General features: G+C 45.7%; 20 protein-coding genes and 1 other annotated feature. Of the genes, 13 read left to right on the plus strand and 7 right to left on the minus strand.

Annotation, left to right across the window (positions count from 1 at the left end; translation table 11 throughout):
- The first annotated feature begins 10 nt into the window (after positions 1-10).
- From AC0J5I_RS08400 to AC0J5I_RS08425, 6 genes are all read left to right on the plus strand, one after another.
- Complete coding sequence (locus AC0J5I_RS08400; protein WP_475299403.1) at positions 11-214, plus strand: YwbE family protein; 204 nt, start codon at positions 11-13, stop codon at positions 212-214.
- Between the two features lie 141 nt (positions 215-355).
- Positions 356-586, plus strand: a binding site (T-box leader).
- A gap of 73 nt (positions 587-659) precedes the next feature.
- Positions 660-1310 (plus strand): amino acid ABC transporter permease, encoded by a 651-nt coding sequence (locus AC0J5I_RS08405; protein ID WP_086987378.1) that lies wholly within the window; start codon positions 660-662, stop codon positions 1308-1310.
- On the plus strand, positions 1303-2025 hold the full coding sequence (locus AC0J5I_RS08410; RefSeq protein WP_107994969.1) for an amino acid ABC transporter ATP-binding protein: 723 nt from the start codon (positions 1303-1305) through the stop codon (positions 2023-2025). The genes AC0J5I_RS08405 and AC0J5I_RS08410 overlap by 8 nt, the downstream gene beginning before the upstream one ends.
- 28 nt (positions 2026-2053) lie before the next feature.
- Entirely contained in the window at positions 2054-2902 is an 849-nt protein-coding gene (locus tag AC0J5I_RS08415) for a transporter substrate-binding domain-containing protein (protein WP_475299404.1), read from the plus strand.
- Between the two features lie 78 nt (positions 2903-2980).
- Positions 2981-3817 carry a transporter substrate-binding domain-containing protein gene (locus tag AC0J5I_RS08420; protein ID WP_475299405.1) on the plus strand — a complete coding sequence of 279 codons (837 nt, stop codon included), beginning with the start codon at positions 2981-2983 and terminating at the stop codon, positions 3815-3817.
- A 257-nt stretch (positions 3818-4074) separates the two neighbouring features.
- Positions 4075-4734: an undecaprenyl diphosphate synthase family protein gene (locus tag AC0J5I_RS08425; RefSeq protein ID WP_107994972.1), complete on the plus strand. Its 660-nt coding sequence runs from the start codon at positions 4075-4077 to the stop codon at positions 4732-4734.
- A 127-nt stretch (positions 4735-4861) separates the two neighbouring features.
- Here AC0J5I_RS08425 and AC0J5I_RS08430 read toward each other — a convergent pair whose 3' ends face one another.
- The 3 genes from AC0J5I_RS08430 to AC0J5I_RS08440 all read right to left on the minus strand — a co-directional run bounded on the left by AC0J5I_RS08430 (position 4862) and on the right by AC0J5I_RS08440 (position 6713).
- Positions 4862-5842 carry a permease prefix domain 1-containing protein gene (locus AC0J5I_RS08430; RefSeq protein ID WP_475299406.1) on the minus strand — a complete coding sequence of 327 codons (981 nt, stop codon included), beginning with the start codon at positions 5840-5842 and terminating at the stop codon, positions 4862-4864.
- A gap of 236 nt (positions 5843-6078) precedes the next feature.
- Positions 6079-6480: a type II toxin-antitoxin system HicB family antitoxin gene (locus tag AC0J5I_RS08435; RefSeq protein ID WP_475299407.1), complete on the minus strand. Its 402-nt coding sequence runs from the start codon at positions 6478-6480 to the stop codon at positions 6079-6081.
- A 35-nt stretch (positions 6481-6515) separates the two neighbouring features.
- A complete protein-coding gene (locus AC0J5I_RS08440; protein WP_475299408.1) occupies positions 6516-6713 on the minus strand; it encodes a type II toxin-antitoxin system HicA family toxin in 198 nt (65 codons plus the stop codon).
- A gap of 298 nt (positions 6714-7011) precedes the next feature.
- Here AC0J5I_RS08440 and AC0J5I_RS08445 point away from each other — a divergent pair, with 298 nt between their 5' ends.
- From AC0J5I_RS08445 to AC0J5I_RS08460, 4 genes are all read left to right on the plus strand, one after another.
- Positions 7012-8883 (plus strand): tellurite resistance TerB C-terminal domain-containing protein, encoded by a 1872-nt coding sequence (locus AC0J5I_RS08445; protein WP_475299409.1) that lies wholly within the window; start codon positions 7012-7014, stop codon positions 8881-8883.
- Positions 8876-10204, plus strand: a complete 1329-nt coding sequence (locus AC0J5I_RS08450; RefSeq protein ID WP_475299410.1) for a BREX system ATP-binding domain-containing protein — start codon at positions 8876-8878, stop codon at positions 10202-10204. The genes AC0J5I_RS08445 and AC0J5I_RS08450 overlap by 8 nt, the downstream gene beginning before the upstream one ends.
- Positions 10204-12279, plus strand: a complete 2076-nt coding sequence (locus AC0J5I_RS08455) for a DEAD/DEAH box helicase (protein ID WP_475299411.1) — start codon at positions 10204-10206, stop codon at positions 12277-12279. The genes AC0J5I_RS08450 and AC0J5I_RS08455 overlap by 1 nt, the downstream gene beginning before the upstream one ends.
- A gap of 271 nt (positions 12280-12550) precedes the next feature.
- Positions 12551-13264, plus strand: a complete 714-nt coding sequence (locus AC0J5I_RS08460; RefSeq protein ID WP_475299412.1) for a GntR family transcriptional regulator — start codon at positions 12551-12553, stop codon at positions 13262-13264.
- 254 nt (positions 13265-13518) lie between these two features.
- Here the strand turns inward: AC0J5I_RS08460 and AC0J5I_RS08465 are convergent, their stop codons facing one another.
- Together AC0J5I_RS08465 and AC0J5I_RS08470 are read right to left on the minus strand one after the other, a co-directional pair.
- A complete protein-coding gene (locus tag AC0J5I_RS08465) occupies positions 13519-13935 on the minus strand; it encodes a bis(5'-nucleosyl)-tetraphosphatase (protein ID WP_475299413.1) in 417 nt (138 codons plus the stop codon).
- Between the two features lie 28 nt (positions 13936-13963).
- Positions 13964-14854: a DegV family protein gene (locus tag AC0J5I_RS08470; protein WP_475299414.1), complete on the minus strand. Its 891-nt coding sequence runs from the start codon at positions 14852-14854 to the stop codon at positions 13964-13966.
- Between the two features lie 486 nt (positions 14855-15340).
- Between AC0J5I_RS08470 and AC0J5I_RS08475 the strand changes: the two genes are divergently transcribed.
- Positions 15341-16654 carry a uracil-xanthine permease family protein gene (locus AC0J5I_RS08475; protein ID WP_107994988.1) on the plus strand — a complete coding sequence of 438 codons (1314 nt, stop codon included), beginning with the start codon at positions 15341-15343 and terminating at the stop codon, positions 16652-16654.
- A gap of 131 nt (positions 16655-16785) precedes the next feature.
- Here the strand turns inward: AC0J5I_RS08475 and gloA are convergent, their stop codons facing one another.
- Both gloA and guaD read right to left on the minus strand, forming a co-directional pair.
- Positions 16786-17166, minus strand: a complete 381-nt coding sequence (gene gloA / locus AC0J5I_RS08480) for a lactoylglutathione lyase (protein WP_106448868.1) — start codon at positions 17164-17166, stop codon at positions 16786-16788.
- 271 nt (positions 17167-17437) lie between these two features.
- The gene (gene guaD, locus AC0J5I_RS08485) at positions 17438-18808 is read right to left on the minus strand and encodes a guanine deaminase (RefSeq protein WP_475299415.1); all 1371 of its coding nucleotides are present in this window, start codon (positions 18806-18808) and stop codon (positions 17438-17440) included.
- A gap of 131 nt (positions 18809-18939) precedes the next feature.
- Between guaD and AC0J5I_RS08490 the strand changes: the two genes are divergently transcribed.
- On the plus strand, positions 18940-19590 hold the full coding sequence (locus AC0J5I_RS08490) for a pentapeptide repeat-containing protein (RefSeq protein WP_475299416.1): 651 nt from the start codon (positions 18940-18942) through the stop codon (positions 19588-19590).
- Between the two features lie 41 nt (positions 19591-19631).
- Positions 19632-20288: a YczE/YyaS/YitT family protein gene (locus AC0J5I_RS08495; protein WP_475299417.1), complete on the plus strand. Its 657-nt coding sequence runs from the start codon at positions 19632-19634 to the stop codon at positions 20286-20288.
- The last annotated feature ends 164 nt before the right edge of the window (positions 20289-20452 follow it).

A 20452-nucleotide genomic window follows, 5' to 3' on the forward strand; every position in this document is an offset into this window, starting at 1 on the left:
AGAGGAACTTATGGACGGAAAACTCAGGAAAAACATTAAAATCGGCGCTTTGGTCGATATCGTCTTGAAGAAAGATCAACGCACCGGGAAATTGACGAGAGGGCATGTAAAACGATTGTTGACGAACAGCCCCAATCATCCGCACGGCATCAAAGTGATGCTCGCTGAAGGCGACCAGGTCGGACGCGTGCAACTGATCGTGGACGAGGCATAAATTGGAACGGAAAATGTGAAAAAGATCGAGTGATCGCTACTTTTCTCAGAAAAAGGAATCATATGAAAATCCGATGATAGTTTTTTTGTTGACAGTTCTTTTCAAATCTTATATTATGATTTCATACCACAACTGAATAAAACAAAGTCAGTGATGAAGAGAGTAGATTTGAATATTTTCTCCAGCGAGCCGGGACAGAGTGGAAGCCCAGCAGTAAAATATCAGATTGAAGCGCACTTCGGATGACGAAAAGGTGAACGTTCAGTAGCCTTTTACGCAATTTATGCGTTAATTTAATCGAGGTGGATTTGTTGTTTCACAGCAGATCAACTAGAGTGGTACCGCGGAATCAAACATTGACCCGTCTCTTGTAGCAATACAAGGGGCGGTTTTTTAGTACCCAGAGCACCACCAGTAAAAACATAAAAAAGGGGATTATATACAAATGGATTCAACTTTCTTTGAGACCTATATGCCGATCTATTTCCAAGGCGCAGGTTACACGATAGGCCTTTCGATCAGCGCGATCGTACTGGGCGTCATCTTGGGGACGGGATTGGCATTGATGAAAATGTCGCCCAACAAGTTCCTCAGCATATTAGCGAAAGGGTATATCCAAATTGTGCGGGGTACACCATTGTTGGTGCAATTATTCATCATTTATTACGGGTTGTACGTCATCAATATCGAACTGCCCGATTTCCTGTCCGGCGTCATCGCTGTATCCTTGAACTCGGCAGCCTACATCGCCGAAATCATCCGTTCCGGTATACAAGCGGTCGACAAAGGCCAAATGGAAGCCGCCCGCTCGATCGGGATGAGCAAATCAATGGCAATGCAAAAAATCATTTATCCACAAGCCATCAAGAATATCCTTCCGGCTTTGGGTAACGAATTCGTTACACTGATTAAAGAAACATCCATCGTTTCAGTGTTGGGCTTGCGCGACTTGATGTTCGCTGCTAATACGGTCCGCGGTGCGACATTCTTGCCATTCGGCCCCCTAGTGGTCGCTGCTGTGATGTACTTCATCATGACATCAATCGTCTCTAAATTAGTGGACATTCTAGAAATGAGGTTGAAACAAAGTGATTAAAACAGAAAAACTTACGAAATCTTTCGGCGACAAACAAGTACTGAAAGGCATCGATGAACAAATCAACTCGGGCGAAGTGGTCGTTATCATCGGACCATCGGGATCGGGCAAAAGTACGTTTCTGCGCTGCATGAATCTGCTGGAGGAACCGACAACCGGCAAAGTGATCTTCGAAGGACAAGAGATCAACAAAAAAGGTGTCGATATTGATTCCATCCGCACAAAAATGGGTATGGTGTTCCAAAGCTTCAATCTTTTCCCGCATCTGACGGTATTGGATAACATCATGATCGGACCGCAGCAAGTCAAAAAAATACCGAAAGACAAAGCCGAAGCAATCGCCAGAAAACTGTTGACGCGTATGGGCATGACCGAGAAAGCCGATGTTTATCCACAATCCTTATCGGGCGGACAGAAACAACGGATCGCAATCGCGCGGGCCTTGGCGATGGAGCCGGATATGATGCTGTTCGATGAACCGACATCGGCGCTTGACCCGGAAATGGTCGGCGAAGTATTGCAAGTAATGAAAAATCTTGCGTTGGAAGGCATGACGATGGTAGTCGTGACCCACGAAATGGGCTTCGCGAAAGAAGTCGGCGACCGCATCCTTTTCATGGATGACGGCCAAGTGATGGAACAAGGAACACCGGATGAGATTTTCAATCATCCTAAAAGTGAGCGGACAAAGGATTTCTTATCGAAAGTCCTATAAAATAAAAAAGAAATTTGGAGGGGTTAAGATGAAAAAAGGATTATTGAAATTAGCTTTGGGTGCAATGAGCATTCTTGCTTTGGCGGCATGTGGTAATACAAGCGAGACAGCGGACAGCTCCGCAACAGATTCAGCAGCTACAACAACGGATAAATTGCAAGAAATCAAGGACAGCGGCAAATTGGTGATGGGTACATCAGCGGATTATCCTCCATACGAATGGCACCTTGTGAAAGACGGCAAAGATACAGTAGTCGGTTTCGACATCGATATCGCGCAAGCAATCGCTGATGAATTAGGCGTTGAGTTGGAAGTCAAAGACATGGACTTTGACGGCTTGATTCCGGCTTTATCCACAGGCAAAATCGATATGATCATCGCCGGCATGAACCCGACTGAAGAAAGAAAACAAAGCGTTGACTTCACTGACATCTACTACACACAAAAAGACGTATTGGTGATCAGAACTGAAGATGCTGCAACCATCACATCTGAAGATTCATTGAAAACAGCTGCATTAGCTACGCAAAAAGCGACAATCCAAGAAGACTACCTGTTGGAAAACTTCCCGGATGCTGAAATCCAATCCGTACCAAAATGGAACACAGCAATCATGTCTCTAACAACCGGAAAAGTGGATGCTATCTTGATGGTTGAAACGGTTGCGAAGCAGTTTGTTTCCCAAAATGATACTTTGATGATCGCTGAATTTGATGTACAAAGTGACCCGAATGAATCAGCAATCGCAGTCGCTAAAGACGGTGGGGAATTCTTGACTACAGTCAATGATATTTTGACAGAAATGAAAGACAGCGGCAAAATCGAAGAATTGATCCAAATCAATACACAATTGATGGAAGACAACACAGCAGAATAACAGCAATAAAAGTGCAAGGGGTGCTCTGAAAAGGGCATCCTTTTTTTGAGACAAGTAAAGAATGCGGAGGAATCACGATTGAAAAAAGGGTTTATGAAAATGATTTTGGGAACGATGAGCCTCTTGGGTTTGGCAGCATGCGGAAACACGAGCGGAACTGCGAACAGCGCTGCGACGGATGGAAGCAGCGCCTTGCAGGAAATCAAAGACAACGGCAAATTGGTCGTCGGAACTTGTGCGGATTATCCTCCGTATGAGTGGCATCTTGTGCAGGACGGAGAAGACAAAATCATCGGTTTCGACATCGATATTGCCCAAGCCATCGCGGATGAACTGGGGGTTGAGCTGGAAGTCATGGATATGGATTTCGACGGCCTGATTCCGGCATTGTCCACAGGCAAGGTTAATATGATCATCGCCGGCATGAACCCTACGGAAGAAAGAAAACAAAGCGTCGATTTCACGGATATCTACTATACTCAAAAGGATGCCCTGGTGATCAAGTCGGAGGATGCGAAGAATATCCAATCGGAAAACGACCTGAAGAAGTCCAGCCTGGCGACGCAAACGGCGACGATCCAAGAGGAGTACTTGCTGGAGAATTTCCCGGATGCTGAAATTCAGTCCGTCCCGAAATGGAACACGGCCATCCTGTACTTGGTGACCGGCAAAGCGGATGCCGTATTGATGGTGGAGACTGTTGCGAGGCGATACGTGGAAGAGAACGAAGGCCTTGAAATCGCCGACTTCGACGTCGCCAGCACGCCGAACGAATCAGCCATCGCCGTCGCGAAAGACAGCGAAGATTTTCTGGATGCGGTGAACGACATTTTGGATGAGATGGAAGACAGCGGGGAAATCGAAGAGCTGATCCGCACGAACATTGAGATCATGGATGAGAACACCGGGATTTAGCTGGATAGCAAAAAGAAGAGAAGGAACAGTCAGCCGCGGAGGCAAGTGTCCCTTCTCTTTTTGGTTTATTTTTGGAGGCTTTATCCTTCGCAAACTCACCGATCGACAGCAGTTTCTCTTACGTTTCGTCCTGGGTGCCGTAGAAGTAGGGTTAGTAATAGATATTTGAAATTATATGAATTATTCCGGTATATGATTACTTATTCAGCAAGAATTCAGGTACAATAATAAGGAGATAACTTAAAGGGGGGAATCAAATGGCAGCATATAAACGTTTGCCTAAGCATATTGGGATTATTCCAGATGGCAATAGACGATGGGCTCAAGAACATGGTCTTGAGAAACAAGAAGGTTACAAATTTGGTATAGAACCTGGATTGGAACTGTACCATCTTTGTTTAGAGTTAGGCATTGAGGAATTGACCTTTTATGGTTTCACAGTAGATAATACCAAACGTCCAGCGGAACAAACACAAGCATTTCAAAAAGCCTGCGTAGATGCAGTTAATAAATTGAAAGATAGAGATGCAGATTTACTTGTTATTGGAAATACTGATTCCCCGCTGTTTCCAAAAGAATTACTGCCTTACACTAAAAGAACTGCATTTGGTAAGGGTTTAATTAAGATTAACTTTTTAGTAAATTACGGTTGGAATTGGGATTTGAACTATGGGATAAAACAAGCAGATTTTAACCCTAAAGATGACAGTACCAAAAAAATTGCTTCTTCAGATATCTCACGAATGGATTTAATTATTCGCTGGGGCGGCAGAAGAAGGTTAAGCGGCTTTTTACCGATTCAATCGATTTATTCTGATTTTTATGTAGCCGAAGAAATGTGGCCAGATTACAATATCGATCAAGTACATGCAGCATTGCAATGGTACCAAGATCAAGATATTACATTAGGTGGTTAACAGATCGAGCGTGAAACTTAATTAGAGAAAAATAAAGTAAGTCTAATCCACCATTAGCTGGATAATAAAAAAAGAGAAGGGAATTGCCGGTAGGTCCGGGTTTCCTTCTCTTTTTTGTCCCACAGAATTACTTTTTCTTCTTCAAATCCGCGTAGCCGTTGTACACCGTTGCGAAGATGCCGAAGAGGATGCCCACAATCGGAAAGATGATCCAGGCGCTCCCCCAAGCGTAATAAACGAAGCCGGCAATCAAATAGATTGCGGCTGCCAGCGGGAAGACGACACCCGCGACGATTCCGACCACCTTGTTTTTCTCGGCCTTATCCTTCGCAAATTCGCCGATCGCCAGCAGTTTTTCATAGGTCTCGTCCTGAATGCCATAGAAGATAAACAGGAAAACGCCGATTGCGATGAAGCTTAATAGAAATACGAGCGACAGGCCATTATCCTCCCCGAGCAAAACTACGGAAAGGAGCATGGAGACGGGCGCCAGGATGCAGAGCGCAACCCCGATTGCGACAGCGACGGCCAACCGCGGCCGGAAGGCTTTGTGCTCAGCTTTCAGGCGAGAGTAGGTCGTGGAGTCGAGCTGGACCCGTTTCTCCTCGAGCTCAAATTGCTGTTCCTTCATGCCGTAAAGGATAAACAGCGCGACGCCGGCTGCGATAAAAATAAACAATGGCACTAGTGTCAGGATGTCCAGCAATTCACTCGTACGGCCTCCCTGGCCATCTCGGTATCCAGCAAGGTACTGGCCGAGAAACAGGCTTGCCGGGCCCATGATGCAGAGGAAAACACCTGTAGCCATCGCCCAGGCGAAATGATGGCGATGATCGATGTATTCGTCCACTTGTTCGGGAGTAAGGTAGACTTCATTTTGGAAATTTTCTGCAGGTGCAGTGGGTATGTCCGAAACTGTGTAGTCATCAACATTACCATGAGCCGCTATGGCAGCGCTGATCGCCTCGTGCTCGCTTTTGCCTTCTGATTTCAGTTGTTGGTACTTGTTTTGCATGCTATTTAACATGGCATTCTTTTGGTCCAATACTTCTGGCGTCTTTGGCAGATTTGCAAAGACAGAATCTACATAATTTCTGAGCGTGTCCATAAATTTCTCTCCATTCTGGATGATGAATCTGATTCGGTTGCTGTTATGAATGGCCCAGGTGAACCTTACATAATTAAGATTGATAAGTGCTTTTGTATCATCTAAAGTGTAGCACTTTTAGATGGGACGGGGAAATGATATGAGCAGAATCAAGAGATGCAAATGGTAGTAGATAGGGAATTAAATAAATAGTTTATAAAACAATAGAAAGGGCCATGAAAATAGAGTCCAGCAAGCTAGACTCTTAATTTTTCTTTCAAAGCTTCTGTTAATGTCGCGGAAAAATTGATGCCGGCTTCTTCAGCTTTTTCAGCCAAATCGACAGGAATCGTTGTATTTTTTCTGACAACAGGCATTTTTACTTTTTTAGCGGCTGCAATAAGATCAACCATAATATAGCTCACAATCGCTTTGGGATTATCGGCTTGGACATCTGGTAAGTGAGATGCTGTTGGTAGGTTTTTTTCATCATAAAGCATCAATTCCAATGCTTCAGCGCCGTTGGCCAGTGCATCTGGAATTCCGACTCCTTCGGAAATTGCGCCCGGGACATCCGGAAAGGTTACTGTGTATGTTCCTGAATCATTTTCGCTATCGTCGAGAACTGCTGGATAAGCAACATAGTGCGTGTGCGCCATAATAATTTCCTCCTATTTAAAATATGGTAAGGCGTTTATTTGAGCCCGGCTTGCTTTAGGATGTTGTTGTAAGTGCCAGGTGTTATTTCATCTTTTAGACTACTGTAGGGAACCGTTACTTTATGTCCGTTGCCATCTTCAAACCGATGATGCGAACCTCTAAGAATCCATGCTCCTTTAATAACTTCAAAACTTGTCTGGCTGTCTGAGACATTACTGCAACTCCTGTCCATATTTTCATTATATACGCATTATGCGTATGTTTCAACGTGGTGCTTCATCGAACCAAATGTATTATGAAGATTTTTCCCATCCATCAATCCTCTAAAATATACGGGAATATATTTTAAAACCTTTTAAATTTATTCCATTTGTAACTTATTTCGGACCATGTTTCGCCAATCTAACTCTAAGGCAATTGAACAGGGCTTTAATCCAAACTCCATAGAACACGCGTTCTTGAATATGCGCCCCAATAGACGTATACTTAGGTCGTATCTTTACAGGGGTTTGGAAGGGGGGACGTCCAACATGTTCGAATTCATAAATAAAATATTCAAGAATAAAAAACTAACCGAAGAAGAAAAGATATCAATCATTGAATTGGTGAATAATGAAGAGTCTTTCATCAAACCAAGAGATCTCATCGTGGAGCAGAGGCATCAGAAAAAAGCTAAAGAGAGAGCTGAGCAGAAGGCCGCGGAAAGAGCTTGGATCAGCTACGTTTCGTCGCCCGTAAGATTGAATGACAATTTCACAAGACAGACCGAGGAAGTGATTGGTGCATTGTTTGAAAGATTATGCGCCACCATCGATGTGGAACTGAAGAAGAAGCATAAAAACATCAAACATGTGAAATATGAGCGATACTATTATCATGTATCCGTCTTTGACGAAGTCTATCGGATATCCAAAGAGGTGGTCTTTTCGTTTTACAGACAGGATACCATTCATGTGGCTGATTTTTTTTCCTATGACTTGAAGGCCATGTTGTCCAGGGACATCCAAAAAATTATTACGCATCAGGTTGATGCGTACCGGGAAAATTTACCATTCCCGGACGAGGAGACCAGAAAACAATTCGGCTTGACGCCATTCGGCACCAAAATCGTTTGGTGGGATCCATCAGGAATGCTGCGCGACAAACAATTTTTTGATGGGATCGAAATGGCGTATTTTGATCAACTAAGGAAAAGGGCGACGAGGTTTACGGAAGTCCCGGCTGTCATGGCCCATTGTTTGGGGAAATACGTGGACCTAATGCAGATTGTGTTGCAAGATCTGGAGGATGGATCCATCAAATGGAAGATCAAGCCCAATAATTATTTCAGGAAATATTTCCACTTGCCACTGGATGATGAGCGTATCTGGGCAGAAACGGTCCGCTTGCCGGCAGATCTTTATCTCCTGGCTGAAAACATGATCCGCCAGGAGGTCGAGGGTCTCCGTGTGCTGCCAGCTGAGGAAAGCATGCAAAATCTGCAAAAATATTTGCCGGATGAAACTTTCCGGAAGATTCAAGCATATCTGAGCCACGAAGTTGAGCTAGAGCTGGATTATCAGACCATAACAGCCTTGCGGGACGTGAACAAGACCGTCTGGCATGAGGCTGCCAATCTTCTCGTCAGCCAATCGTTAGAGCAGATCAGTGTGCTGCTTGAGTATGTTGCAAAAGATCCGGATCTGAAAAAGATAGCCACTAAGGTGATCAAACAAAGCAAGGATGCGGATAAGCGCATCATTTTCATACTTTTGATGGAAAGGGCAGCTTTGCCGGTATCAAAAGCGCTGCAAAAAGAACGGGATGGCTTCGTTCATTCAACCAGACAGGCCGATTATCAGCAATTGCTGCTTGATGCGAATCTTCCTATCGGGAGTTTGTCGGAGCTTTTGCAGGAATGTACGCAACCTGTACGCAGGGAAATTAAGCTGGACACAGCCTTAATCACCGCATCACATTCTGCCCTGGATACCATTATTGATATGGTTGACTCTTACCTGAGTGAGGAGAAAACCAATGAAGGGCTGGACGTGGCTGTGAACCTGAATATTTTTGCCGAGATTGAGATGTCGCTGGCTGAAGAGCAGAATGAAGCAGAAAGTGCGGTCTCTACATCGGTAGCTATTTCAACAGCTGCTGTAGAAGAGCCAGAAAATCCGCATAGTGAGCAAGAATCTGAGCATATGCGGTTCCTGAAACAGTTGGTGGTAGGCAACGGGATATCTTTGGATGATTTTAAAGTACACGCAAAAAATAAAGGGAAACTCCATCAGGCGTACCTAACAGAATTGAATGAAGTGCTGTATGAAATATTTGATGATCAAGTACTGGTGATCAGTCACCAGCAAGTCATCATTGAAGAGGATTTTATGGAAGAAATGAGGGAATGGATCTATGGCTGAAATCAAGCTGAGAAAAAAGGATGCCCAAACGATTATTGCCTCACTTGAGGCAGGTGTTGTTCCGGTAAAAGGGGTACAGCATGTGTTGGTGGGCAGAAGCAATGAAGTCAAGGAAATCATTGACACCTTGCAAAAATTGGAAGAAGGCAACAGCGATTTACGTTTTTGGGTAGGCGATTTCGGCTCGGGCAAAAGTTTTGTGTTGCGGACAATCGAAGCGTTGGCGCTGCAAAAGAATTTCGTTGTCTCCACGATCGATTTGACCCCGACGCGTCGTTTTTATGATTCATCCGGGAAAGCCTTGGCATTGTACAATGAAGTCGTCAATAAAATCGTCATCAAAAATAACCGCGATGGGAATGCCATCGAGACGATCGTCCAGCAATGGATTCAGGTTCTGCTCGAGCAGATTTCCGCGGAAAACAGCCTCACCGTTCCCGTTTTGATGGAAAAGGCCCATTGGAAATTGGTGGAGAACGCCATCCTGAAGACCACGAATTCCTTCTATTCATCGGGGCTTTCCTATGAATTCGGGCAAGCGCTGATGAAATATTTCGAAGGGATTGCCGGCGACAATATGTCCCTTCAGATTGAAGCGATTCGTTGGATCCGCGGGGATATCACGACAAAAACGGAAGCCTCCAAAGAATTGGGCATCAAGAACGTCATCAACGATGCAAACTATCTCATCGCATTGAAAAATCTGGCGGAATTATTCTTGAAGATCGGCTACAAGGGATTTGTCATAAACTTTGATGAGTCAGTCAATCTGTATAAATTACCGCGTTCCTTGACCCGTGAAAAAAATTATGAAATGATCCTCAATCTGTATAACGAAACGAAAACCAATGAAGCTAAAGGCCTGTTCATCAATTTTGGCGCAACGAAGCACACGGTTTATGACGAACGAAGAGGATTGGCCAGCTACGGCGCTTTGAAAACACGCTTCGGGAACGAATTGATGAAAAATAAAGACTATGTCAATGTGAACAGTACTGTCATCGATCTGAAGCCGCTGACCCCGGAAGAGATTTTTATCCTTTTGACCAAGCTGTTGGAAATATACAACACGGCCTATCAAACGACGCTGATGGTGAAGGACATCGAAATACAGCAATACATGGAAGACCAGTTGAACCGTCCGGGAGCTGCGGCATTTTTGACGCCGCGGTCCGTCATCAAGGATTATATCGAAATACTGTCCTTACAGCGCCAGAACCCGGATCATTCTTTCAGCCATATCCTCGCCGATCGGTTCGGCAGGAGGACTTCCGTTGTGGCGAAGGATGCAGATGACCACGATGAAATAGAGGTTTACTGATGCAGGCATTTGATAGTCTCAGCAGAGACATCCAGCAGTACATCTATGATAAAGGGTGGCCAAGCCTGACGAACATTCAAAGTGCTGCCATCAAACAGGTCGCCAACACCGATCATAATCTCATTCTGTCCGCTCCGACTGCCTCAGGGAAAACGGAAGCAGCCTTCATCCCGGCGCTGAACAGTGTGGAGGATTGGGAAACGGGGCTGAAGGTGCTGTACATTTCGCCCTTGAAAGCCCTGATCAATGATCAATTTCAGCGCATAAGGGAACTCAGTGCGTATTTGGATATACCGATCACGCCTTGGCATGGTGAAGTTTCCCAGGCCCAGAAAAAGAAAGTTGTGAACCAACCGAAAGGAATTCTGTTGATCACACCGGAATCGATTGAGGGCATGTTGGTGAATCGTCCTGGCGAAGCGCAACACCTCTTTAAAGGGGTGGAATGGATCATCATCGATGAACTGCACAGTTTTCTGGGGACGGAACGGGGTATTCACTTGCAATCGTTGCTGCAACGGATCAGCCAATTCATGCAATCGCCACGTTTCATCGCGATGAGTGCAACCTTAAACATGAAGGATTTCGGTTATGCGAAAGCCTTCTTCGGTAGCCCCCGGGACACGGATATTCTCGTGGACCGTGATAAGAATGATCTGCTCATCACGATAGACTACACGAGTGGCGAGGCAGGCCCATTCGTCGCGCGGGAATCCTTGGATGCGATCTACCAGTATTCCAAAACGGAAACGATGCTGATTTTTCCGAATTCCCGCAACAGGGTGGAAGAGATCACCCATAAATTGGATAAGATGGCAAAAAAAGAGAACGCACCTATCAGCTATTTTGCCCATCATTCTTCGGTGGACAAACTGTTGCGTGAAGAAGTGGAATTTTTTGCCAAAAACAACGAGGATCAGCTGTTCACAATCACCTGTACCTCCACCTTGGAATTGGGAATAGACATCGGATCGGTGGACAGCGTGGTGCAGTATGGTTCCCCTCCGTCCACTTCTTCGCTCAGCCAAAGATTGGGGCGCAGCGGACGGAGAACCCATCAAAGCATCCTGCACATTGTGGAGGACGATTCCTGGGAAATGCTGCAGACCTATGCCGCACTGGATTTGCTGGAGCGGGGTGAAATGGATGCGACGGAAATGATCGAGACTCCCTACAATGCTTTGGCGCATCAAGTGATGGCGATCCTTTTCCAAAAGGTCAGTATACCGATGACGCAATTGCTACAGCTGAATAAAACCTTTCCGGTCTGGAGAGCGATTTCGGATGCAGATTTGACGCTGTTGATTGATTACATGGTGGAAAAAGATTTCATAGAAATAATGGATGAAGAGGCGATTGTCGGCTTGGAGGGGGAACGTCTGCTGCGTTCCAGAGATTTCTACGCACTGTTTTTCACGACCAGTGATTTTTCTGTCCATTACCAGCACGAGCGCATCGGCAGTCTGCCGTTCACACCCGATATCCAAATCGAAAGCAAAATCCTATTGGCGGGCAGGGTGTGGATCGTCAAAGATATCGATGTCAAGGCAAAGCGCATCCTGGTGGAAATGACAAAAGAAGGAAGGCCCCCGAAATTCATCAGCGACGAAGGCTTCGTCTCCAATGAAGTACGGGAAAATATGGAAAAGCTCTTGCGAACAGGAGAGTATCTGAACCTGAACAATGATAAAATCACGCGCGATTTTGATTTTCTGAAGAGTGCACTATACTACGATGACGGGAACTATTGGTATGAGGACAACCAGACGAATATAGGTGTCGTGACTTTCAGGGGGACTAAGTTCAATATCGCGTTGTTGCTGCTCATCAAGAGCATCGCCGCTGAGGGAGAAAAATACCAACTGCACGACAAGCACTCCTTGATTACGGGTCCCGACATAAAAAGAATGGTGGAACGACTCGCTGGAGCGGATGTTTCCCTGGATAATGTCGTGGCTTATCTGGAGAAAAACGAGAAGGCCATCGAAGAGTTGACGGCCCATCAAAAATTCATGCAATTGGTTCCCACAAATTTGAAAATCAAATGGATACTGAATAACTTCTTTTCGATTTGAATGTGAAAGACGACGAAAGAGGGCATACCATCATTTTTGGTGTTGTGCTCTTTTTCGTGTCTAGGGAGACGGACTTGAAAATGGCCGAATTGAGATCCGTCCACCCAACGTAAAAAGGTGGAAAACGCCTGTTGATTTCCGACAGTATTAAGAAGAAATGATTGTCTTCACGTCATATTTTGTGTATGCTAAAAATATAGACTTTTTAGAGGTGATCTACTTAATTTGATCTTGGAAAGCTAGACATTAACGAGAGGTGCAGTGCTAAAATATGCAAAAATATGTCGTCATATCCAATGATATTCGTAATAAAATCGTAAAAGGGGAGTACGTTGCCAATCAACAGATTCCTTTCGAAAAAGATATGTGCATCCATTACAATGCAAGCAAAATGACGGTCAAAAAAGCATTGGACATTCTGGTTGCAGAAGGCCTGGTTATCAAGAGGAGAGGCTCCGGTACTTTTGTGAAGGACCTGAACTTGGAAGAAATCGAGCGTGTGACGATGGCGAATCAATTCCGCGGAACGACTGCGCTCAATGCTGGGAAGAAGGTCCACAGCAAAATACTGAATTTTTCAATCATTAAGGTGCCAGAAGAAGCCGCAAAAAAGTTGAATATTCCCCTTGGCAGCTTTGTGTATGACATCTATCGGGTACGTTATGTGGAAGATGAACCGAGTGTTATGGAAAAAATCTACATGCCGATTGATTTGATTCCTAACATTAAAGAAAAAAATATCAACGGATCCATTTATGATTTCATCGAGAAGGATCTTCATTTGAAAATACAAAGCGCGCATAGGACGGTTTCCGTTCGCAAAGCTACTGACTTTGAAGCGGATGAGCTTGGACTGGAAAAGGGTGATCCAGTGGCGGTAGCCGAGCAGGTCGGCTATCTCGATACCGGCAATGCGTTTGAGTTCTCCACCTCTGTCCATCGCTACGACAAGTTTGCCGTAGAAATTATTTTGACGCGCAATTGAGCTGAATCGTTGGAAGAGCAGTTGCGATTTGGCAAATCGGTGGCTTGAACTCCGGCTAGATTGGTGTTGGACGGAGAAGGGGATCTGAACCGATCCCGTCCTCCGGTGGGCGCTACGCCACCGGAGGAGGATACCGAAAACATCAATAACTCCGGCGAGGCCGTCGTTCACCGGAGAAGAAGATGTTATTTTTTCAATTTTAAGCAAAGAAGGGCCGCCTCAAAAAAAAATGAGGCGGCCCTTCTTTGCTTTTATCAGTTTTTCATGCCTTCGATGAAATCGATGGCGGAGTGCAGGATGCTTTTGTCGTTGTCGTAGGTGATGGCCTGCAAAGCTTCATTGAACGGCATCCAGGCGAAGTCAGTGACCTCGGCATCCTGTTTTTCGATCGTTTCGGTATGCGCGAAGGCGATGAAGTAGACGACTTCTTTTATTACATCGGGAGCCGGGGAGTAGCTGACTGATTTCCGGAAGGTGGTGCTTAGATCGGTGCTCAAGCCGGTTTCTTCCTTGATTTCTCTCAATGCCGTTTCGACTTCTGTTTCGCCGTCCTCTACATGGCCTTTCGGGAATGCCCAATGGCCACCGTTTTCATGTTTGATCAACAATACTTTTCGGTTCGTGTTATCTGGCGAGAGCACGATGGCTCCGCATGATTTTTCTGATTTCATAGTTTATGCTCCATTCATCTGTTTCATTTTACTTTTCTAAAAACGCAGGGCGTCTATCATATCTTTCCGGCAATTGAGATAAGGCGAAGACACCGACACCACCGATACCGAGATGAACGCCCAGAACCGCGCTTACCCTTAATAAGACAAAGAAAGCTTCCGGCAAGGCCTCGCTCAGCATTGCTTTGAGTGTTTGTGCGATTTCTGGATCGCCCACATGGCTGATGACAACGAGCTGATCTTGATAGGGACCGATATGGTCGACCGTTTTTTTGATGATACGTTTGTAGACACGGTTATGTCCGCGCAGGAGTTGGTCCATCACGATTTTTCCGGCCTTAACGGTCAACAAAGGCTTGATGTTCAGATTGTCACCAATGACGCTTGTTACTTTATTGATGCGGCCACCTTTCTGGAGCCAGTCCAGATTGGCGATTGTGAAGGAATAGGAAGTATACGCAACGATTTCTTGGATGGTTTGTGCAACTTCAGCATGGGGATAGCCTTTATCCAACAAGTTCAGGGCTTGGATGGCAGCCAAGCTAGCACCTCCGCAACCGCCTTGCGAGTCGATCAAGGTTAGCTTCATTTCCGGGAATTCTTCCCGATACATCTCAAATACTTGGTGGGCTACCGCATGTGTTCCAGACATTGCGCTTGAGAAAGACAAATAAATCAGATCTTCGTTGGCTTTGCGATTGCGGTCCAATATTTCCAACAGGCTGGCGATGTCAATCTGTGAAGTCTGCGGCATCTCTCCTTTGCGCATCACTTCGTAGACGCGTTCCAAATCGATTTCGATGCCGTCCTTGTAGCTTTCGCCATCGATGATGATGTTTAACGGCAGGTACTCCAGTTTGGGATGCTTGCGCATCGCTTCGTTTAGGTCACATGTTGAATCTATTATTAATTTCGTCAAAATCTCACTCCTTATTTTCAGCAATAACTACCTGATCTGATTTGAGGCGCAACCGATATGCGTTGCGCTTAGATGAACAGCGGGGCCGCCGGTTTCATGCTTGATCAGGAGAACGTTTCGGTTGCCGTTATTTCTGGAAAGAACAATAGCTCCGAATGATTTTTCTGATTTCATTGCTTATGCTCCATTCATATGTTTCGTTTAATACAGTATAACAAAAAATCAGACTACATCGCACCCATATCTGACAATGATCTATAAACCATAATTCGTCATTTTCAATACAAATACCTAGAAAATATCCAGAATGTTCGCTTTTAACGCCGATAAAGCCCGAATATGTGAAGATTCTCATAATGAAAGCCCTTATAATTCGGCATTTACACTTTACAATTGTATGTGATATCGATATAATTTTATTTATCGTTAATAAACGAATTATATTTTGTTTTGCAATCATTAATGTTCGTCATCAGGAGGAGAAGCATGGAAGAGAAAGTACATACAGGCCTGACTTACGGTGTGGAAGACAAACCGGATTTAGGCACGACAATCGTTTTAGGATTTCAGAACGTCATCACCGCTTTCGGTGGTTTAGTGGCAGTACCGCTTATCATTGCCGGAATCGCAGGTTTCGGGGTTGAGGATACTGCTTATATGGTCAGCGCGGCGCTTTTAGCTTCGGGCATCGTTTCAATCATTCAATCAAAAGGTTTCGGTCCGAAATGGTTCCGCGTCGGAGCAGGTTTGCCAACTATTATGGGAACTGACTTTGCTTTTGTGGCGCCAGCTGCTGCTGTCATCGGAGCGGGCGGCATCACTGCCTATCTTGGCGGAACGATGCTGGGTGCTTTGTTGGAAATTATTTTGAGTTATTTCGTAAAACCGTTATTAAAATTTTTCCCCCCAGTCGTTACCGGATCAGTTATCTCCTTGATGGGGATGACGCTGATGTCCGTTGCGATGGGCTGGGCAGGTGGCGGTTTTGGATCTGAAGATTTCGGTAATCCTAGGAATATCGGTATCGCAGTGCTTGTGTTCCTGATTATCGCTTTGATCAACCATTACGGACCAAGTAAAATCGCGCCAGCCGCTGTATTGATCGGTGCCGCAATCGGCTATGTCGTCTGCATTCCGTTGGGTATGGTCGACTTCGGCCAAGTCGTTGCCGCTGAATGGTTCGCCTTACCACAATTCTTCAAATTCGGAGTTCCAGATTTCAAGCTTGAATACGCGATTCCTTTCGTATCCGGTTATCTGGTAACGGTCATTGAAACAGTCGGTGTTATGCAGACGTTGGGTGCCGTTACGGAAACAAAACTTACTGATGAAAGAATCGCTGCCGGTGTCCGTGCGGATGGTTTCGGATCGTTCATCGCGCCTTTCATCGGGTCCGGTCCAGCTGCAACTTTCAGCCAAAATGCTGGATTGATTCCTTTGACCCGTAATGCTTCCCGTAAAGTAGCCATCATGGGCGGTATCATCATGATCGTGATGAGTCTTTTCCCTAAATTTGCTACGCTGATTTCAATCATGCCGCAACCTGTATTGGGTGGTGCCGGCATCTTGATGTTCGGTACGGTTGCTGCTGCCGGTGTGCAATCACTGTCACGCGTTGAATTCAACAACCGCAACATGATCATCGTCGCTTCTGCATTGGGTGTCGGTCTGGGTGTTTCCTTTGTTCCGGATACTGTGGCGCAATTGCCGGGCATCTTGAGTGGATTGTTCTCTTCCGGTATTTCTGCAGGTACAATCGTTGCGTTGGTGTTGAATATCATTTTGAAAGAAAAAGTCTAAACCTACGCTGCTTGAGCAGCTTGAATGAAAAGAAACACGTAAGCATCCGCTTGGCTGCTTGCGTGTTTCTTTTTGGATAAATAAAAGCATATTGAAAAGACGATATGCTTTCATTTAAAACATTCGAAAAATTATTTTGCGCGCTTTACTTCAATTCGATAGCCATCAGGGTCCGTCACAAAGAAATAGGTGGGTGTGCCGCCTGAAAGTCCTTTTAACTCACCTGTTTCGTAAGCAGAAGCTTTACAAACTTCATGCATTTTTTCTAAGTCACTGACAGTTACACCTAAATGACTGAAGCCATTTCCTACATTATATGGCTCGGCATCGTAATTGTAAGTGAGTTCAATTTGTACAGAAGAACCGGGAGAATTCAGATAAACTAAATCAAACTTATCTTCAGGGAATTTTCTGTGGCTGGCAACTTCAAAATCAAATAGATCAGTATAGAAGTTTAAAGTAGCATCAATATCTCTGACACGCAGGCAAATTTCAACGAGTTTTTGGTTCACAATAACATCCTCCAATAGTTTCTTATTTTCATTCTAACATGAATAGATCATATAGGCATTTTATTCGCCCCATGTTATCTTCTATATTGCTTTCTAATATATCGTTAGGAAAAAAGCACAGAGTTTAATCTGTGAATACGAGCATTCATGGACAAAATTGTCCGATAACCGGAAAGAATCGGACAACCAGAGCCCAGCTTATGATGCGGTTGTCCGATAACCCGGAAGAATCGGACAACCAACGTCCATGACCAAGATATTGAATGCACGGTTATGTCCGTTTGTGGACGCATTCGCCCTGGACCCACACCTCGCGGATGTTTTCCGGACGGCTCAAGAAGAGGATTTTGTGCAACAGATCTTCCATGGAAATCCCTTCATCGAACAAAGGCAATTTGGCGTTCGGCGCGTTGACGTCGATCACTTGGACATCCCAGATGTAGTTTTCTTCCAAGCGCCCGATCGGCAGGCTCAAACTCTGCCCTCCGCCGGCAGTCGCATAGTAGAACGCTTCGTTGGCGGAAATGCGCGATTGTGGCAGGCCGCGTTCCGGAGCCGCTAGCGACGGATCTACGCCTTCCTCCAGCATTCTCGAGAAGATGACTGCCTGGCGGATGTTGTCGAAAAGACTAGGGGAGAAGCCGCCGGAGACGTCCGTGCCCAAACCGATGTCTATCTCTTTCCGAGTGAAACGGGCCGCGGGAAGGACACCATTTGAGAAGCAGACATTCGAAATCGGACAATGCGCAATCGCGGTGCCGGTTTCGGCAAACAAATCGGCATCCTCATCCGAAAGGAAGACGGCGTGTGCCATGACCGCTTTATCCTGAAGAAGGCCCATCTCATGGAGCGCAAACGTGTCGCTCTTGTGCATCCGTTCGTGGACATAATTGTGCTCCCAATCGCTTTCGCTGCAATGCGATTGGATGTGCGTGCCATATTTTTTCGCCAACTCGCCGAGACCCGCCAATGCTTCGTCCGTGCAGCTCGGGATAAAGCGGGGAGTCACGACCGGGTAGACGCCTTGTTTGGTCGTCTTGTTCAATTCCTGGACTAGCTGGATGAAACTTTCCGTGTCCGCCAAAGCGGCTTCCGTGCTTTCATCCCGGTAATACGCTGGATTCTCTTCCTTATCGTCCATGACCACTTTCCCGACCAACCCGCGTTGACCCTTGTCGGCGCAAATCTGGGCCAACAGATAACTGGATTCTTTGTGGACGGTCGCAAAATAGAGTGCAGTCGTCGTTCCATTCGCCAACAATGTAGCGACAAGATCTTGGTAGACTTTGCGGGCGAAATCCAGATCGGAGAATTTCGATTCCAGCGGGAAGGTATAGGTGTCCAGCCAATCATGCAAAGGGATATCCATGGCTGTCCCGGCCTGCGCCCATTGCGGAGCATGGATGTGCAGATCGATGAACCCTGGCAGAAAATATTTCCCCTCAGCAAGCTCGTGGAATTTTTCTGTTCCGCTGTAGGCAGCCATGACCGTTCCGTAATCAGGTTCTTGCGGCTTCAGGATGCGCCGGATCACGCCTTCCTCATCCAGACAAAACAAACAATCATCCAATGCGCTCACTTCCTGGGGCGACCTGCTCGTGAAAGCCGCCCCCCGAAACACTTTAGCATATGCGTAATCCATCCTGATTCCCCCTAATCCTGTTTCCTTTCCTCCATTATATCACTCAAGACGAAAGAGCAGATCACGAAAGCAATCATATCTAAGCGCCGATTATTCAGGTATACTAAAAGAAAGAGAGTCATCAGGAAGGAATGAAGCAAGTGCCCGCCAAGATCATGGAACCCATTCTGCCAAAAGATTTACTTGAAGTAAATTTCGCCGACTGTTTCGATCCGGATGAACCATACATAGAGCATGCCCTTTTCAAAGATACTGCCATCGACCTTGGCGACAGACGAGGAGTGGAGTTCACCGAAGTCAGATTTCAGAACGTTACTTTCAGCGAAGCGACAGTCCCGCAATTGTACTTGCGGGATGTCATCTTCGAAAGCTGCGATTTCGCCAATGTGCAGCTGGATGAAGTGACGATGAAACGTGTCCGCTTCGTGAATTGCCGCCTTATCGGCACCTCGATGACCGAAGGGGTTTTTGAGGATGTGCTCTTCCGGGAATGCAATCTGCAGATGGCGGCCTTGGGATTCAGCAAGCAGAAGAATGTCCGTTACGAAAACTGTCGCCTGAATGAAGCCGATTTTTATACCTGCAAACTAAAGAAAGTCGATTTTTCGGAGTGCGAGCTTTCCGGAATCAATTTCACGGGAACGCCTTTGAAGGCAATCGATATCAGCAGTTGCCGATTTGAACGCATCAGCGTCACGCTTGAGGATTTGAAAGGTGCGATCGTCAGCGAAGAACAGGCATTGGCCTTCGTGGTGATGCTGGGGCTGGTCATCAAAAAGTAAAAAAAATGAAAGAATGCGAAAGACAGAACAAGGAGGCAGATATGGAAAAAAAAGTGTTGGCAAGTGAACTTGCCTTGGCGATGGGCGTAATGTGCAACGCCATTGCCGTTTCATTGATGATCAAAAGCGAATTAGGGGTGTCGACGATCTCGTCCGTGCCTGTGGTGTTGAACGAAATGTTTGCGCACGTGACGATCGGCAGCTGGAACTTTTACTTTCAGGTAGTTCTTGTGCTGGTGATGGCTCTCATCACGCGGAAGTTTTTGGGATATGTCTTTTCGATTGCACTGGCGTTGCTGTTCGGCTACTTGTTGGATTTCTTCGAATTGCTTTTTTCGGGCATCGTCGCAAATATCCCGCTGCGAATCGTGTTCTTTTTCACTGGATTTTTTATGTTGTCGCTTGGGATTAGCCTAATGCTGAATTGCCGTTTGCCAGCCCTTCCGTTCGACTTATTTGTGCGCGAGATGTCCGAGCATTTCGGACTAACAGTCAAGCAGATGAAGACTGGATTCGACGCCACTTGCGTAGGGTTGAGCGTAGTCTTTTCATTGTTGTTCTTGGAAGGAATCGCTGGAGTCGGGCTCGGGACCGTGTTCGCCATGCTGTTCACCGGTACGGTCACGCAGCATTTCGCGAACCAATTGAACAACCGCTATATTTTCCGTAAAATGATGACAACAAAAGAGAGCGCCTAATCCAGATGCTGCCTCCATAGCGGGGCAGCATCTTTCATCAGAAGTCAGAATGTAGGCCAAATAGATGAATAAAAACAAAGAATCCATCTTTTTGATGCGGCGTACGGCCAAAAAGATGAATAACTAAACAGAATTCATCTTTTCGGCGCGAAACGTGATCAAAA

This window comes from Trichococcus sp. TS_SC_9, from assembly GCF_056156325.1.

Coding starts and splice junctions, on each gene's coding strand:
- AC0J5I_RS08400 (WP_475299403.1), top strand. CDS start 11: ATGGACGGAAAACTCAGGAAAAACATTAAAATCGGCGCTTTGGTCGAT.
- AC0J5I_RS08405 (WP_086987378.1), top strand. CDS start 660: ATGGATTCAACTTTCTTTGAGACCTATATGCCGATCTATTTCCAAGGC.
- AC0J5I_RS08415 (WP_475299404.1), top strand. CDS start 2,054: ATGAAAAAAGGATTATTGAAATTAGCTTTGGGTGCAATGAGCATTCTT.
- AC0J5I_RS08425 (WP_107994972.1), top strand. CDS start 4,075: ATGGCAGCATATAAACGTTTGCCTAAGCATATTGGGATTATTCCAGAT.
- AC0J5I_RS08430 (WP_475299406.1), bottom strand. CDS start 5,842: ATGGACACGCTCAGAAATTATGTAGATTCTGTCTTTGCAAATCTGCCA.
- AC0J5I_RS08435 (WP_475299407.1), bottom strand. CDS start 6,480: ATGGCGCACACGCACTATGTTGCTTATCCAGCAGTTCTCGACGATAGC.
- AC0J5I_RS08440 (WP_475299408.1), bottom strand. CDS start 6,713: ATGGACAGGAGTTGCAGTAATGTCTCAGACAGCCAGACAAGTTTTGAA.
- AC0J5I_RS08445 (WP_475299409.1), top strand. CDS start 7,012: ATGTTCGAATTCATAAATAAAATATTCAAGAATAAAAAACTAACCGAA.
- AC0J5I_RS08450 (WP_475299410.1), top strand. CDS start 8,876: ATGGCTGAAATCAAGCTGAGAAAAAAGGATGCCCAAACGATTATTGCC.
- AC0J5I_RS08455 (WP_475299411.1), top strand. CDS start 10,204: ATGCAGGCATTTGATAGTCTCAGCAGAGACATCCAGCAGTACATCTAT.
- AC0J5I_RS08460 (WP_475299412.1), top strand. CDS start 12,551: ATGCAAAAATATGTCGTCATATCCAATGATATTCGTAATAAAATCGTA.
- AC0J5I_RS08465 (WP_475299413.1), bottom strand. CDS start 13,935: ATGAAATCAGAAAAATCATGCGGAGCCATCGTGCTCTCGCCAGATAAC.
- AC0J5I_RS08475 (WP_107994988.1), top strand. CDS start 15,341: ATGGAAGAGAAAGTACATACAGGCCTGACTTACGGTGTGGAAGACAAA.
- guaD (WP_475299415.1), bottom strand. CDS start 18,808: ATGGATTACGCATATGCTAAAGTGTTTCGGGGGGCGGCTTTCACGAGC.
- AC0J5I_RS08490 (WP_475299416.1), top strand. CDS start 18,940: ATGAAGCAAGTGCCCGCCAAGATCATGGAACCCATTCTGCCAAAAGAT.
- AC0J5I_RS08495 (WP_475299417.1), top strand. CDS start 19,632: ATGGAAAAAAAAGTGTTGGCAAGTGAACTTGCCTTGGCGATGGGCGTA.